The sequence below is a fragment of the Prevotella veroralis DSM 19559 = JCM 6290 genome (assembly GCF_000377625.1).
GTDB classification, from domain to species: domain Bacteria; phylum Bacteroidota; class Bacteroidia; order Bacteroidales; family Bacteroidaceae; genus Prevotella; species Prevotella veroralis.
Genome location: NZ_KB898332.1, coordinates 54,722 through 69,805, shown reverse-complemented (window position 1 = coordinate 69,805; position 15,084 = coordinate 54,722). Strand labels below are relative to the sequence as shown.

At 43.8% G+C, this 15,084-nt stretch carries 10 protein-coding genes; 7 read left to right on the top strand and 3 right to left on the bottom strand.

All coding sequences use genetic code 11. From position 1 onward, the window contains the following. Nucleotides 1-36 precede the first annotated feature (36 nt). The 6 genes from D464_RS0108255 to D464_RS0108225 all read left to right on the top strand — a co-directional run bounded on the left by D464_RS0108255 (nucleotide 37) and on the right by D464_RS0108225 (nucleotide 8,725). Complete coding sequence (locus D464_RS0108255; protein WP_409371860.1) at nucleotides 37-1,140, top strand: endonuclease/exonuclease/phosphatase family protein; 1,104 nt, start codon at nucleotides 37-39, stop codon at nucleotides 1,138-1,140. A gap of 105 nt (nucleotides 1,141-1,245) precedes the next feature. Then, on the top strand, nucleotides 1,246-4,266 hold the full coding sequence (gene secDF / locus D464_RS0108250) for a protein translocase subunit SecDF (RefSeq protein ID WP_018910985.1): 3,021 nt from the start codon (nucleotides 1,246-1,248) through the stop codon (nucleotides 4,264-4,266). A 630-nt stretch (nucleotides 4,267-4,896) separates the two neighbouring features. Beyond that, nucleotides 4,897-5,715, top strand: coding sequence for a bifunctional hydroxymethylpyrimidine kinase/phosphomethylpyrimidine kinase (locus tag D464_RS0108240; protein ID WP_018910983.1), 819 nt, complete (start codon nucleotides 4,897-4,899; stop codon nucleotides 5,713-5,715). 25 nt (nucleotides 5,716-5,740) lie between these two features. Further along, nucleotides 5,741-7,402: a putative transporter gene (locus tag D464_RS0108235; RefSeq protein WP_018910982.1), complete on the top strand. Its 1,662-nt coding sequence runs from the start codon at nucleotides 5,741-5,743 to the stop codon at nucleotides 7,400-7,402. 7 nt (nucleotides 7,403-7,409) lie between these two features. Further along, nucleotides 7,410-8,120, top strand: a complete 711-nt coding sequence (locus D464_RS0108230) for an ABC transporter ATP-binding protein (RefSeq protein WP_018910981.1) — start codon at nucleotides 7,410-7,412, stop codon at nucleotides 8,118-8,120. A 59-nt stretch (nucleotides 8,121-8,179) separates the two neighbouring features. Beyond that, entirely contained in the window at nucleotides 8,180-8,725 is a 546-nt protein-coding gene (locus tag D464_RS0108225; RefSeq protein ID WP_024985891.1) for a hypothetical protein, read from the top strand. Nucleotides 8,726-8,871: 146 nt separating this feature from the next. On the opposite strand, the gene metG is transcribed toward D464_RS0108225, so the two are convergent. Beyond that, a complete protein-coding gene (metG, locus tag D464_RS0108220; protein ID WP_018910979.1) occupies nucleotides 8,872-10,935 on the bottom strand; it encodes a methionine--tRNA ligase in 2,064 nt (687 codons plus the stop codon). A 142-nt stretch (nucleotides 10,936-11,077) separates the two neighbouring features. Here metG and D464_RS0108215 point away from each other — a divergent pair, with 142 nt between their 5' ends. After that, on the top strand, nucleotides 11,078-13,066 hold the full coding sequence (locus tag D464_RS0108215; protein WP_018910978.1) for a KUP/HAK/KT family potassium transporter: 1,989 nt from the start codon (nucleotides 11,078-11,080) through the stop codon (nucleotides 13,064-13,066). A 183-nt stretch (nucleotides 13,067-13,249) separates the two neighbouring features. Here D464_RS0108215 and D464_RS0108210 read toward each other — a convergent pair whose 3' ends face one another. Then, on the bottom strand, nucleotides 13,250-14,509 hold the full coding sequence (locus D464_RS0108210; RefSeq protein WP_018910977.1) for a porin family protein: 1,260 nt from the start codon (nucleotides 14,507-14,509) through the stop codon (nucleotides 13,250-13,252). Nucleotides 14,510-14,523: 14 nt separating this feature from the next. Continuing rightward, nucleotides 14,524-15,078, bottom strand: coding sequence for an RNA polymerase sigma factor (locus D464_RS0108205; RefSeq protein WP_004384590.1), 555 nt, complete (start codon nucleotides 15,076-15,078; stop codon nucleotides 14,524-14,526). Nucleotides 15,079-15,084: the final 6 nt, after the last annotated feature.

The following is a 15,084-nucleotide window of genomic DNA, read 5'->3' as shown; positions in this document are numbered from 1 at the left end:
GCAGATGTCCTGAACGAGACTTATGGGCGTATATTTATGATGCTTAAGAATTTCAAGAAGTTCACATTCAGAGCACTCTTTGTAGGTAATATCCTTGTTATATTGTTGATGTTGCTAGTTGGCAATATTGACTGGTTGAATCCTGTTGATTATCCTCTGCTTGCTAATTTAGGATTGGGATATCCTATACTCCTTGCGTTTAACTTCGCTTTCCTTGTCTTTTGGGCATTTGTGAGATTGCGTACAATATGGCTTCCCGTATTGGGCTTTATCCTTTGTTTTGCCTCCATCCGAATCTATTGCCCGTTTAATCTTCCAAAGGACAAGCCCCATGGTGCTATTAAAGTCCTGTCTTACAATGTTTATATGTTTGATTCTTGGGAAGAGACCAATCCTAAGACCAACCCCATTGTCAACTATATCATTGACAGCAAAGCTGATTTGGTTTGCTTGCAAGAAGCCCAAGGTGATGGTGATAAGAGTGGAGGAATCTATGAAAGACTAAAGGCACACTATCCATACTTCAAGTTGATGGTGAAGAAGAAGCCCGGTGCTGATTACATGGTATTACTGAGTCGTTATCCAATTCTTTGGCAAGATACTATCCCGTATGGCTCTAGCTCTAACCAAAGTGTGGCTTATATGGTAGACATAAAAGGCACAAAGACGCTTGTCGTGAATAACCATTTTGAGAGTAACGGCTTGTCCAATGATGATAAAGCGGGTTTTAAGTCACTCGTGAAAGGGAGCATACAAACGGATAAAGCCAAGTCAGAGTCCGTGCACCTATTGCGCAAGTTGGGAAAGGTTTCAATGCGTCGTGCTCCACAAGCAGATATGGTGGCGCGTTATGTTAAGCAATATCTCGATAAGAAAGTGCCTGTAATACTCTGTGGTGACTTTAATGATAACCCACTAAGTTACACCCATCGTGCAATTGATAAAGAGTTGATAGATTGCTTCGTAGCGAGTGGTAATGGTCCAGGAATCAGCTATCATCGTAGTGGGATGTACTTCCGAATAGACCATATATTCTGTTCTGACGACTTTGAGCCATACGATGCGCACGTCGACAATAGTGTGACCGCATCCGACCATTATCCCATTTATTGTTGGCTCAAATACCGCCCCAAACCTTAAAAAGCACACATTTATAAGGTGTAAATTTCCCAAAGTGTGAGAAAATGCTTATCTTTGCACGTCTATTAAGCGTAGCGAAACTATAATTAAATACAATCAAATAAAATGCAAAACAAAGGATTAGTAATTTGCGTATCTGTCTTGTTGACGCTCGCAAGTATCTTCTACCTGTCTTTCTCAGTGGCGACAAGCTACTACGATAGCAAGGCAGCGGAGATTAAAGACCCTATTGCGCGACAGGATTATAAAGATTCTGTTAAGTATTTGGGTATCTACTCTTACCAGAAGTGCCTTGAAACACAGATCGGTCTAGGTCTTGACTTGAAAGGTGGTATGAACGTTGTACTTGAGATTTCAGTACCTGACGTTGTTGATGTATTGGCTGACCACAAGCAGGATGTTGCTTATCAGAAGGCTATGGCGGAAGCAAAAGAGGAAGAGATGACAAGTCAGAAGGACTTTATCAGCCTCTTCATTGATGCTTATCATAAGGTAGCTCCAGGCCATAAGCTGGCAGAAGTCTTTGCAACACAACAGTTGAAAGGCAAGGTTACAACACAGAGTTCTGATGCAGATGTTGAGAAGGCTCTCCGTGAGGAAGTTGCTTCAGCCATCGATAACTCTTACAACGTTGTTACCAATCGTATTGACCAGTACGGCGTAGTTCAGCCTAACATCCAGAAGTTGGAAGGTCAGGAAGGTCGCTTGATGGTTGAAATGCCTGGTATTCGTGAGCCTGAGCGTATGCGTAAACTGCTTCAGGGTTCAGCTAATCTAGAGTTCTGGGAGACTTATAACAGCCAGGAGGTTGCACCTTACCTAGCCCAGCTCGACCAGCGTTTAGCCAATGGTGATTCAAAGAGCGATGCTACAGCAAAGGATTCTACAAAGGCTGTAAAGGCTAACAAAGACGCTAAACTAACATTGAATGCAGGTAAGAATGCAGCTACATCAACAGAGTCAGCAGCTTTGGTAGCTGCTAAGAAGCAACACCCATTACTCTCAATGTTACAGACAGTGCCAGGCGAAGGCTTGAGCCTCGTAGGTTATGCAAATGTGCGTGATACAGCTGCTATCAATAAGCTCATCCATAGTCAGCTCGCAAAGCAAGTATTGCCTAGCAACTTGAAACTCCTTTGGAGTGCTAAGCCAGCTGAAGGCTTACAGCAGAAGAATGTATATGCACTTCACGCCTTAAAGGTCACAACCTCTGACGGTCGTGCACCATTGGAAGGTGATGTTGTTACAGATGCTAAAGACCAGTTCGACCAATTCGGTCGTCCTCAGGTTAGCATGACAATGAACTCAGAAGGTGCTCGTGAGTGGGCTGCTTTGACAAAGGCAAATGTAGGTAAGGCAATCGCAATCGTACTCGATGGCGTTGTTTACTCAGCTCCACGTGTTGACGGTGAGATTACAGGTGGTCAGTCATCTATCTCTGGTAACTTCACGATTGAGGATACAAAAGACTTAGCAAACACATTGAAGTCAGGTCGTATGCCTGCACCTGCTAAGATTGTACAGGAGGAAGTCGTAGGTCCTACATTGGGTGCGCAGTCCATCCATCAAGGTCTTGTATCATTCGCAATCGCCTTTGTATTGCTAATGCTCTACATGATTCTGATGTATAATTTCATCCCAGGTATGATGGCTAACTTGGCATTGCTTGCCAACCTCTTCTTCACCTTGGGTGTCCTCGCATCTTTCCAGTCGGCATTGACCATGCCAGGTATTGCCGGTATCGTATTGACTTTGGGTACAGCCGTGGACGCTAACGTGCTTATCTATGAGCGTATCAAGGAAGAGCTGAAACTTGGCAAGGGTATGAAGCAAGCCTTGAAGGAAGGTTACAGTAACGCATTCTCTGCTATCTTCGACTCTAACCTCACCTCACTCATCACAGGTGTTATCCTCCTTGTCACAGGTACAGGTCCTATCCGTGGTTTCGCAACAACATGGATCATCGGTCTTGTAATCTCTTTCTTCACCGCCGTATTCCTCACACGTATCATATTCGAGAACCGCGTTGGTAAGGATAAGTGGTTGAATCTGACCTTTACAACAGGTCTCTCTAAGAACTTCATGCAGAATAAGAGCCACCACTTCCTTAGTATGTATAAGACGACCTTTGCGATCTGGGGCATTGCAGTATTGGTATGTATCGGTAGTTTCGTAGTACGTGGTTTGAGCCGTAGTATCGACTTCACAGGTGGTCGTAACTATGTTGTCACACTGAACAAGCCTACACAAGTTGAGGATGTTCGTAAGGTGATGACCGGTGCTTTCATCAATACTGTAGGCGAAAACGCAGGTAAGCCAGCTACAACCAGCGTCATTGCGCTTGGTACAGACGGGAAGACTGTTCGTATCTCAACCAACTACAATATCGATTCTAACGACCCAATGGAAGACGACAAAGCAGAGACTATTCTCTACAATGCGTTGAAGAAGGGCGGATTCGTTAGTCAGACAAATGTAGCGAACTTCAAGAACCCAGACATCCGTGAGGGTGGTTCAATCATCCAGAGCGCAAAGGTGGGTCCTTCTATCGCAAAGAACATTACTTACAATGCGTTCATGAGCGTCTTGCTGGCTATCTTCTTCATCTTCCTCTACATCCTCTTACGATTCCGCAATATCGGTTTCTCTGTTGGTTCAATAGTAGGACTTGTCCTCGATACCACTATCGTTATCGGTTGCTTCTCGTTATGTTATGGATGGATAGGCTTCTCTCTTGAGATCGACCAGACATTTATTGGTGCCATCTTGACCGTTATCGGTTACGATATCAACGATACGGTGGTTGTATATGACCGTATCCGTGAGAACCTGCGCAAACATAAGCATAATCTTGCCAAGGCAGATATTCAGAAGATATTTAACGACTCTATCAATCAGACCCTCTCACGTACTATCAATACGTCAGTCTCTACATTGATTGTGCTCGTATCTATCTTCATCCTCGGTGGTGATAGCATCCGTAGCTTCTCATTCGCAATGATTATTGGTATCATCATCGGTACTTTGAGTTCAATCTTCATCGCATCTCCAGTTGCTTACCTCGTATTAGGTAAGAAGATTGAAAAGCGTTCACGCGAACTTGCAGAAGCTCCTGTAGAGGCCTAAGCAATAGGTCAAAAACGGATAAAGTTTACACCTTATATATATAAGCAGCCCGTTACCCTTTGGTAGCGGGCTGTTTCATTTCCCCCGTTTAGTATGTTTCAACACTATTACAAACCTGTTCTATCGCAGTTAGATCCCTGTTTGCGCTCTTCGTCCAATAGGTTTCCGCATTCTTTCTCACCTGTTTCTTGTTCCTTTCCCATGTGTCTTGCGTCTTTTTTATCCGTATCTTTTCTTATTATCACCATGGTGAAAATATTTTCTCACCATGGTGATAATATTGTGTCACCATGGTGAAACTAGTGTCTCATCATGATGAAACTTGTGTCTCATCACGATGAGACTAACTTTATATGCGTGTATAAATGATGCGCAACACGTTAGAAAGAAATGGAGAACCGGTGATAAAGAATGCTGGAACAGGTGATAAAGGATGCAGGAACAGGTGGGAAACGATTCGCAAACAGGTGAGAAAAGCTGGGCGAACCTGTTACGGAAACGGAACTAACTACTTGTGCACTTGTCAACTCATTCACTCGTCAACTCGTACCAACACGTGTTTTATCACTTTTTATTTTGCTGTTCATGCGGTTTACACTACCTTTGTAGTCCATTAAACCAACATAATTAATGAGTAAGAAACATATACTTCTTATCAATGATATGGCAGGATATGGCAAAGTGGCTACAGCCGCAATGCTGCCTATCTTGTCTTATTTGGGGCATCCCGTGTATAACCTCCCTACGGCATTGGTCTCAAATACGCTCGACTATGGTAAGTTTAAGATCTTAGAGACAACTGATTATATCAAGGATGTATTCCCTGTTTGGAAAGAATTAGGTTTCAGTTTCGATGCGATAGCGACGGGCTTTATAGCATCAGAGCGTCAGGCACAATTAGTTTCAGCCTATTGTCGTGAGCAAGCTGCACGAGGCACAACCATCTTTGTTGACCCGATAATGGGCGATGAAGGGAAGCTCTATAATGGTGTGACGGCTGCTACTATCAACTCAATGCGTGAGATGATAAGCGTTGCTGACCTCACTTTCCCTAATTACACGGAGGCTTGTTACCTCACATCGAGCAAGTTTAATACAGATGGAGTAGACTTCGATGAGGCGAAGCGTTTGCTCGATGGCTTGCGTTTGATTGGTACGAAGTCGGCATTAATCACTTCCATTCTTATTGATGGTACGCCTTCCGTTGCGGGGTATAATCATGTAACAGATAAGTATTTCAGTCTCCCTTATACCGAAATCCCCGTCCATTTCCCAGGGACAGGCGATATCTTCTCAGCTATTCTTATTGGTCACTTGCTGGATGGCGAACTGCTCATCCCGAGTACACAAAAGGCGATGGACGGCGTTTACGCACTGATAGATCGTAATAAGGATAACGAGGATAAGAACAGGGGAATCCCTTTGGAGCAATACTTAGGATTATTATAAAGGATAACAACTAAACAACGATAATATGGATTGGATCAATGGACTCTTCTCCATTCCTTCAGCGCTTCAAGGCGTAGTAGTTATATCGCTCATTTGTGCTGTTGGTCTCGGCTTGGGTAAGATAAAGTTTGCTGGTATCTCGTTAGGCGTTGCCTTTGTATTCTTCGTTGGTATCGCTGCGGGAAGTCTCGGCTTGAAGGTAGACGACCAAATGCTCAACTATTGTGAGACGTTCGGCTTGGTTATCTTCGTTTATACCTTAGGCTTGCACGTGGGACCTAACTTCTTTGGTTCCTTCAGGCATGAGGGAACCTCGTTTAATATCTGGTCTCTGGCAGTTATCATTCTTGGTACGGCAATGGCAATAGCTCTTACGTATATCATGAAGGTGCCCATGTCGGATATGATAGGTATTCTTTGCGGTGCAACCACGAATACGCCGGCTCTCGGTGCGGGTCAGCAAGCGTTGCAGCATGTGGGTGTGAGCGGTGCTAGAGCAGCTTTGGCAACGGCTGTTACCTATCCACTCGGTGTTGTAGGTGTTATCTTTGCAATGATATTCATCCGTAAGTTCTTTGTCAAGCCCAGCGATTTGGAGGTGAAGAGTAGTAGCAGCGATGACCATACCTTTATTGGTCAATTCGTTGTAGTCAACCCTGCTATCAATGGTAAGTACATTGCAGACATAGCGCAGGGCACGCATCGCAAGTTTATTATCTCGCGCATTTGGCGTGGTGATGAAGTGATTGTACCGAAGGGCACAACCGAACTCAAGACGAATGATAACCTCCTTGTGGCAACGAAGAAAGAGGAAGTGCCAGCGATGGAATTGCTCTTTGGTAAGCGTGTGGAGCGTGACTTGAATAAGGAACAAGTAGACTGGAACCACCTCGATTCTAAGGTGGAGAGCCGCGTGATAGTATTGTCAAAGAGCGTTCTTAATGGTAAGCGACTTGGTCAGTTGCACCTTCGTGATGCTTATAACGTCAATGTTAGTCGTGTTCTCCGTAGTGATATCAAGCTCTTGGCGACGGAAGATCTTGTCTTGCGCTATGGTGATCGCCTCACATTAGTGGGTCAGCCAGAAGCAATCGACCATGCAGAGAAGTTCTTGGGTAACTCTGTTAAGACGCTCAATGAGCCTAACTTGGCTATAATCTTCCTTGGTATGCTGCTCGGTTTGGCGTTAGGAACAATCCCATTCACGCTCCCTGGTATGGATTCGCCCATCCATTTAGGAATTGCAGGAGGTCCTATTATCATGGGAATCCTCATCGGCGCATTCGGTCCTCGTTTCCACTTCATCGCTTACGCCACCCGAAGTGCATCGTTGATGTTGCGTAAGTTAGGACTAGCCCTTTATCTTGCATGCCTCGGTTTGGATGCAGGTAAGGACTTCTTAGCAACGGTTGTGCGTCCAGAAGGCTTACTTTGGATAGGCTTAGGATTTGTCCTTACGGTACTGCCAGTGATTATTGTGGGTGTTGTTGCGCTCCGTATGAAGAAGTTCGACTTTGGTACTATCTGTGGAATCCTATGTGGCTCGATGGCAAACCCAATGGCATTGGGTTATGCCAACGATACCGTTAATGGCGAAACAAGCAACATCAGTTATGCAACCGTTTATCCTTTGGGTATGTTTATTCGTGTGATCATAGCCCAAGTGCTGGTGATGTTCTTTGTCTGACAGCGTTATGAAGATCTCCCTGTCACATCTCTCAGTAGGCTATACGGCTTCGCAAGCACTTGTTTCTGATGTGAATGTAGAGTTGCAAAGTGGTCAATTACATTGCTTAATAGGTCGGAATGGTATCGGTAAGTCTACGCTCCTAAAGACGTTGACAGGCTTTCTTCCAAAGCTATCGGGCGACCTGCTATTAGATGGGCAAGGCATAGAGACCTTTACACAGCAAGCATTGGCACGAAAGATAAGCATTGTCCTGACACAGAAACCTGATGTGCAGAATCTGACAGTGGCAGAAGTTATCGGGTTGGGGCGTTCCCCTTACACAGGTTTCTTTGGTAAGTTGCGTGCTAGAGATTGTGCAGTTGTCAATGATGCTATCCGCTCTGTGGGGATAGAGCCACTTCGACATAGGATGATTCAGACGCTTTCTGATGGCGAGCGACAAAAGGTGATGATTGCAAAGGCACTTGCACAAGGGACGCCCATCATACTCCTTGATGAGCCAACTGCCTTTCTTGATTTCCCTTCTAAGGCAGAGACCTTTCAGTTGTTACGCTCCATGGCGCATGAGAAAGATAAACTCATCGTGCTTTCTACACATGATTTGGAATTGGCTGTGCGCTTTGCTGATTGCCTGTTGGAGGTGGAAGAAGGCTCATTGCATACTGTTACGGCTGCCGAGGTGAGGCAAGAAATGCAGGAGATAATCGGGAAATAGAATAGTGTTTATCGTCAGTTAAACATGAAAGAATCAATACGATAAAATAAGGAATGATTATGAAGAAGAATGTATGGATAGCAATTGCCCTTGTTGTGGCAGTCTTTAGTTTTAGTAGTTGTGGTACGCAGCAAAATGCAACGCAGCCCACTTCGAAGCCCGTAACTACTGATACGGTTGTAAGTGTTGAACCCATAAAGGACGTAATCAGTATAGCTGAGGCACTGGAGATGTTCCAGAATCCAGATAAGACGGCTGCTATTACCAAGAAGTATGGCTATAAGCTGAAAACGAATTATGAGGTTTATCGACTCGATAAGTTCACTAAGATGTATTATAAGAATTGTGCTTTAGCAAAGCTCCTCACTGCTGATAAGTATGAGGACTATCCAAAGTCAATGCGTAAGGGTGTGTCTAGTTACATTGCTTTCAAGGATGGCGCAATGATTATCGCAGTATTCAATCAGCCTGCATACGATAACCTTGTAGCTCAAGTCAAGGCTGCTGGCTTTACGTTGGATATGCCCGGCAATGAGGATATATATAAGAAAGGTAACCGCACCATCGCTTGTTATAAGGATGGAAAGAGTGTGAGGATTGAGTAGCCTCAGGCTTAGCCACTCCTCTTCTGTGAGGGAAATACTGGATAAAGAATGCCCTCTTTTGCTTCATAACCTTATGGTATAGGAAACAAAAGAGGGCATTTGCTCGTTTTACCCTTTATGAGAAAGGGTAGGGAGGAGGCTTTCTCCTATCCTATCTGGCTACCTGGTTTCACCTCGCCCATGGTTGTAGTAACCGTGAGTGAGCCGTCGAAGTTAACGGCAGAGAGGATCATTCCTTGACTCTCGATGCCCATCATTTTACGAGGAGCAAAGTTAGCAACGAAGAGAACGTCCTTACCTGTGAGTTGCTCTGGCTCATAATAGGCTGCGATACCGCTAAGGATGGTGCGCTCAACACCTGAACCATCGTCGATAGTGAACTTTAGGAGCTTCTTACTCTTCTTCACTTTCTCGCACTTGATGATATGTCCTACACGGATATCGAGCTTCTCGAAGTCTTCGAAAGGTATCTCCTTCTTAATTGGTTCAGCCTTATATGATGCGGCTTCATTGGCTTTCTTGGTCTCTTCTAGCTTGTGGAGCTGTGCCTCGATAGCCTCGTCATCAATCTTCTCGAAGAGGAGTTCTGGTTCTGCCAGCTGTTTACCTGCAGGGAGGAGATCGGTTGAACCGAGTTCTCTCCAGTCGTACTCCGTCATATTAATGAGTTCGCGTAGCTTCTTACTAGAGAATGGCAAGAATGGTTCGAAGGCGATACTGAGGTTTGCAACGAGCTGAAGTGAGATATAGAGAATTGTCTCTACACGCTTAGGATCAGTCTTCCAAACCTTCCATGGCTCACATTCTGTGATGTATTTATTACCGATACGCCCAAGGTTCATCGCTTCCTTCTGTGCCTCACGGAACTTGAATACTTCGAGATAAGCCTCTACTTTTGCCTTGACATCCTTAAACTCTTGTATAGTTAGGCGATCCACTTCCTGTAATTCACCGCAAGCTGGTACGATACCATTCCAATACTTCTTCGTTAACTGCAATGCTCGGTTCACAAAGTTACCATAGACAGCGACGAGCTCAGAGTTGTTGCGCTCTTGAAAGTCTTTCCATGTGAAGTTGTTATCCTTAGTTTCTGGAGCATTGGCAGTCAATACGTAACGCAGAACATCCTGCTTCCCTTCAAAGTCGCGAAGGTATTCATGAAGCCAAACAGCCCAGTTCTTGCTTGTAGAAATCTTATTGTCCTCAAGGTTCAAGAACTCATTTGCAGGTACATTGTCGGGTAGTATGTAATCGCCGTGGGCTTTCAACATCGTTGGGAAGATGAGGCAATGGAAGACAATGTTGTCCTTTCCGATGAAGTGAACCAATCTTGTCTCTGGATCTTGCCACCATTTCTGCCAGTTGCCAAAGTGTTCTGGATCGCTATCGCATAATTCTTTCGTATTTGAGATGTATCCGATAGGTGCATCAAACCAAACATATAAGACCTTGCCTTCAGCTCCTTTTACAGGAACAGGGATTCCCCAGTCGAGGTCACGGGTCATAGCACGAGGTTGCAAGTCCATATCCAGCCAGCTCTTACACTGTCCGTAAACGTTTGGACGCCACTCTTTATGATCCTCGAGAATCCACTGCTTCAACCATTCTTGGTAATTGTTCAGGGGCAAGTACCAGTTCTTTGTCTTCTTGATAACAGGTTGTGAGCCAGAGATAGTAGAGTGAGGATTCTTCAATTCCATAGGACTAAGGTCGCTACCACACTTCTCGCATTGGTCACCATACGCGTTGGGGTTACCACAATGAGGGCATTCTCCCATGATATAGCGATCTGCCAAGAACTGATGAGCCTCTTCGTCGTAATATTGCTCACTCTCTTGCTCGATGAGTTTACCATCATCATATAACTTACGGAAGAAGTCTGAAGCGAACTTGTTGTGCGTTTTACTTGTTGTGCGACTATATATATCGAATGATATTCCGAACTCTTCAAAGGAGTCTTTGATCAGTTTATGATAGCGATCACATACATCTTGAGGAGTGATACCTTCCTTCTTTGCACGAATAGTAATAGGTACTCCATGCTCGTCACTACCACCGATAAAGATCACATCACGCTTCTTTAGACGAAGATAACGCACGTAGATGTCGGCTGGAACATATACACCTGCAAGGTGTCCTATATGTACACCACCATTGGCATAAGGCAATGCAGCCGTAACAGTAGTGCGCTTGAATTTCTTTTCTTCCATATATGTTTGATTGTTATTTATATGTTGCAAAGTTACTGTAAATAAGGTAAACGGCAAAAGAAATATAGATAAAAGCCAATGGTTGATGGTGTCGTTATCCTGATTTTATTTACCTTTGTACTCGTTTTAAAGTTTAGTTATAATGACTCAGGATAACAATTGTAACAATTCAACACGTCATAAACTTAGTTTGATAGGCGTGATTGTGACATTAGGAATTGTCTTTGGAGATATAGGAACATCTCCTTTGTATGTGATGAAGGCAATAGTAAGAGCAGGGAATCCAGTTAATGCGGAGTATATCATAGGCGCTGTCTCCTGTATTATATGGACGTTAACACTCCAAACAACGGTTAAGTATGTCTTAATTGCACTTTGTGCTGATAATAAAGGAGAGGGTGGAATACTGGCTCTGTATGCCTTGATACGTCGACATAGTCGTAAGTGGTTCTATCTCTTGGCGATTGTCGGAGCCAGTACACTGATAGCTGATGGTGTCATAACACCTTCTATCACTGTTCTCTCGGCTATTGAAGGTTTGAAAGTCTATGAGCCAGAGACCCCAGTAGTACCTATTGCCCTTTGTATTGTCACCGTATTGTTCTTTATTCAGCAGTTCGGTACAAATGCTATAGGTAAACTTTTTGGTCCATTGATGTTACTATGGTTCACAATGTTAGGTGTGTTCGGAGCTGCAAATATAGGTGCTTACATCCCCATTTTACAGGCTTTTAACCCTTTACATGCCGTTCATTTGTTGGCAAGTAATCCTGAATGGTTCTTAATCTTAGGTGCGGTTTTCCTTTGTACGACTGGTGCTGAGGCTTTATACTCCGACTTAGGACATTGTGGAATCAATAATATCCGAACCAGTTGGGCGTTTGTTAAAGTCATGCTCATCCTCAACTATCTAGGTCAAGGAGCCTGGATAATTGCGCATACAGATAGTTTAAATCCTGGGATGAACCCTTTTTATGCCATCATGCCCCACGGCATGCTCTTCTTTGGCATTATCATGGCAACGATAGCAGCAATCATTGCAAGTCAAGCATTGATTAGTGGGTCGTTTACTATCTTCAGTGAAGCGATGAACTTGAAGTTCTGGCCACGTCAGAAGATTAAGTATCCTACTGATGTGAAAGGGCAGCTTTATATTCCATTTGTCAATATGTCACTCTACATTCTATGTGTGATTGTCATTCTCTTCTTCGAGAGTTCTGAGCGAATGGAGGCTGCTTATGGTTTGTCTATCACGATAACCATGCTCATGACCACCTTCCTCTTGAGTGCTTATCTTACTATTCGTCGGGTAAATCTTTGGCTAATCTCCTTGTTCCTCATCGTCTTTGTGGGGTTAGAGAGTATCTTCTTTATAGCCAATATGGCAAAGTTTATGAATGGTGGATGGGTTACCATGCTTCTTGCCAGTGTGATGATCATCATCATGTATGTATGGTACAATGCCACAACCATTCGTAACGCACAGATTCAGATACGTGATATTCGCAAATCATTTAGTATCATCTCCGATATAAAGAACGATGATTCTATTCCCAAGTATGCCACGAATATAGTCTATCTAAGCAAACTTGGTGGTAAATATGACATCGAACAGAAGATTCTCTATTCGATAATTAATAAGCACCCAATGCGTGCTGACCATTATTTCTTGCTGCATATAGACTATCAGGACAGCCCTTCAACACTGGAATATGATGTTACGATGCTGATTCCTGATGCCCTTTACCGCATCAACTTACGTTTAGGATTCCGTGTTCATCCACTTGTTAATCGTTATTTTAGGCAGATAATCGAGGATATGGTGGCTAAAGATGGCTTTTCACTAGCGTCATCTTATCCGTCATTAGCTAAGCATGATGTTATGGGAAACTTTGTCTTTGTACTGATTAATAGGATCTATGCCACTTTCACCTCTTTCTCTTTTAAGGAGCGCCTTATCATGGATGCCTATGAATGGATCGACCGATTGAAACTAAGTATGATCCGTTCTTTAGGATTGAACACCAGTAATGTTTTAATAGAGAATGTTCCACTAGTGGTGAGGTCACATGCAAAACAAGCGAAGAATGGTATTCCTAGAGTTGAAAGGATAGAGGAAGACGCAGAGTAACTTGCTTTGATAACTTTGAGGATTCTAGAAAGGTGTTTAACACCCTTGGACAAGAGTGTTTTTAACAGTTACGCCCTGGAACTTAACAGTCTTTTATATTTTAGGTATGAGGATAGATTCGGAAGGTCCTGTAAAGAGATTCGATCTACAGCGAGGAAGACATCATTCAGCCTCTTTAACGCATTACTTATTTAGGTTGACTCTGATTCCAATATTGAGATTGAGGTTGGTGGGCTTGGCTTTATAGATATTCTCCACGTCGCTACCATTGTTGAAATGGTGGCTAACTCCAGGCTCTATATAGGCGCTGACATCCTTTGTAACCTTGTATTCTGCACCAATGGCGGCATTAACAGAGAAGACGGGGCGATGCTCTTTGATTGTCGTGTTGGGTGAAAGGGCAGGATTGGTTCTATCTACCGCTTGCTTTAACTCACCTTTTACGAGCTTCTCAACCTCGCCACCCACAGTGGCATAAACATTAAAGTTGTTTTTCTTGACGAAGCTGTAACTTGCATTTATTGGCAAGCCTACATAATGTAGCTTTTGTTCTGCTACACGTCTCTCGCCCTCGTTACCGTGCGAGAAATCCGAACTAAGGTAACTGTAGGTTAAACCTGTTTGTACGCTCCAATGCTTATCGATGTTGTATCTTACAGATATGCCGTATTTAATGGGTTGGTGATGCTTCGTGTGTGTTCTCGCCCCCTCGGTTCCTTGTATGTTATTCCCAGCGAAAACAGGGTTGTAGTCACCGTATGGATTGGCAACAGGCAGGAATGGGCGTTCAGCACTGGTGGTTGTCCCAGCGGTGGCATTGTAGGATGTCCCGAAGCTGAATCGAGACGAATGGGTATTGTTTCCTGTATGTGATATGCTGCTTGTTCCTTGTCTTCCCCGTGACTGTTGCTTTGTAGGTTGATGGTTGTCAGTAGTTACTGGTATTTCCTGTTCCGTGTTATTGGTCGCTTGCTGACTTTCAATAACCTTGTCATTGGCTGTTATTCCCTCTTCAATCGTGTTGATGGAGACGTATGCAAGTTGAGTATGATGCGTTAAATGCTTTGGGGTCTCTTTGAAGATAGATGCAACAAGTTTGGCGATACTTGGCGTAGGGTTGTTGATGCTTGAACTTATGGTTTGTGCTTTTGAAGCAGGTGTTGTATTGCTTCCAAGTGTAGTTGCTGTCTGTTTAGGCAAATAGGAATGGTCAACGAGTATATACCCTAGGTACAAGCCAATGACAACTATGGCGGCAACGGAGGCGGCACGATAGCCCCATAGAGGGATTATACGTGCATGCTTCTGGGTAGAAGAATGCGCAGGAGTAACCCCGCGACGTGCCATCTCACGTTTGATGTCGTCGAGTAGACCTTCTGGTGCCTTTACGTCATATTCATGTTGAATACGAGTCTGCAATTTGTCAAGCCATTCTTCCTTCATTGCTTACCTCATTATTAGTTTTGTTCTTTTCGTTTTAGCATTCGTGCAAGCATGTTCCTTGCTTTGTGGAATTGTGAAGCAGATGTGTCTGGTTTTATATTGAGGAGTTCTGCTATATCCTTATGACTTTTGCCTTCTATGGCAAACAGGTTAAACACAGTTCTGTATCCTGGTGGTAATTTAAGAATAGTATCGGTTATCTGCGTTATGGACAGGCTGTCTATATCTGGCTCGCCTGCAACAACATCAGGTAAATCAACTTCTTTATCAATAAAAGCACTTGCATCATTCTCTCTGAGAAAGTGTAGAGACTCGTTAATAACAATCCTCGTGAGCCAGGCTTTCAGAGACCCTTTTCCTCGATATTCAAAAGTATGAATCTTGGTGAAGATCCTGATGAATGCTTCTTGCAGTACGTCATGCATGTCCTCTCGGTTGCCAATATATCGTAAGCACACCTTTGCTAAATAATCTGCATACTCGCCATAGAGTTTATCCATGGCGAGAGTATCACCCTTTGCGAAAAGGCTTATGATATGTTGTTCTTTGTTGTTTCCCGGTAAGATCATGCGTGT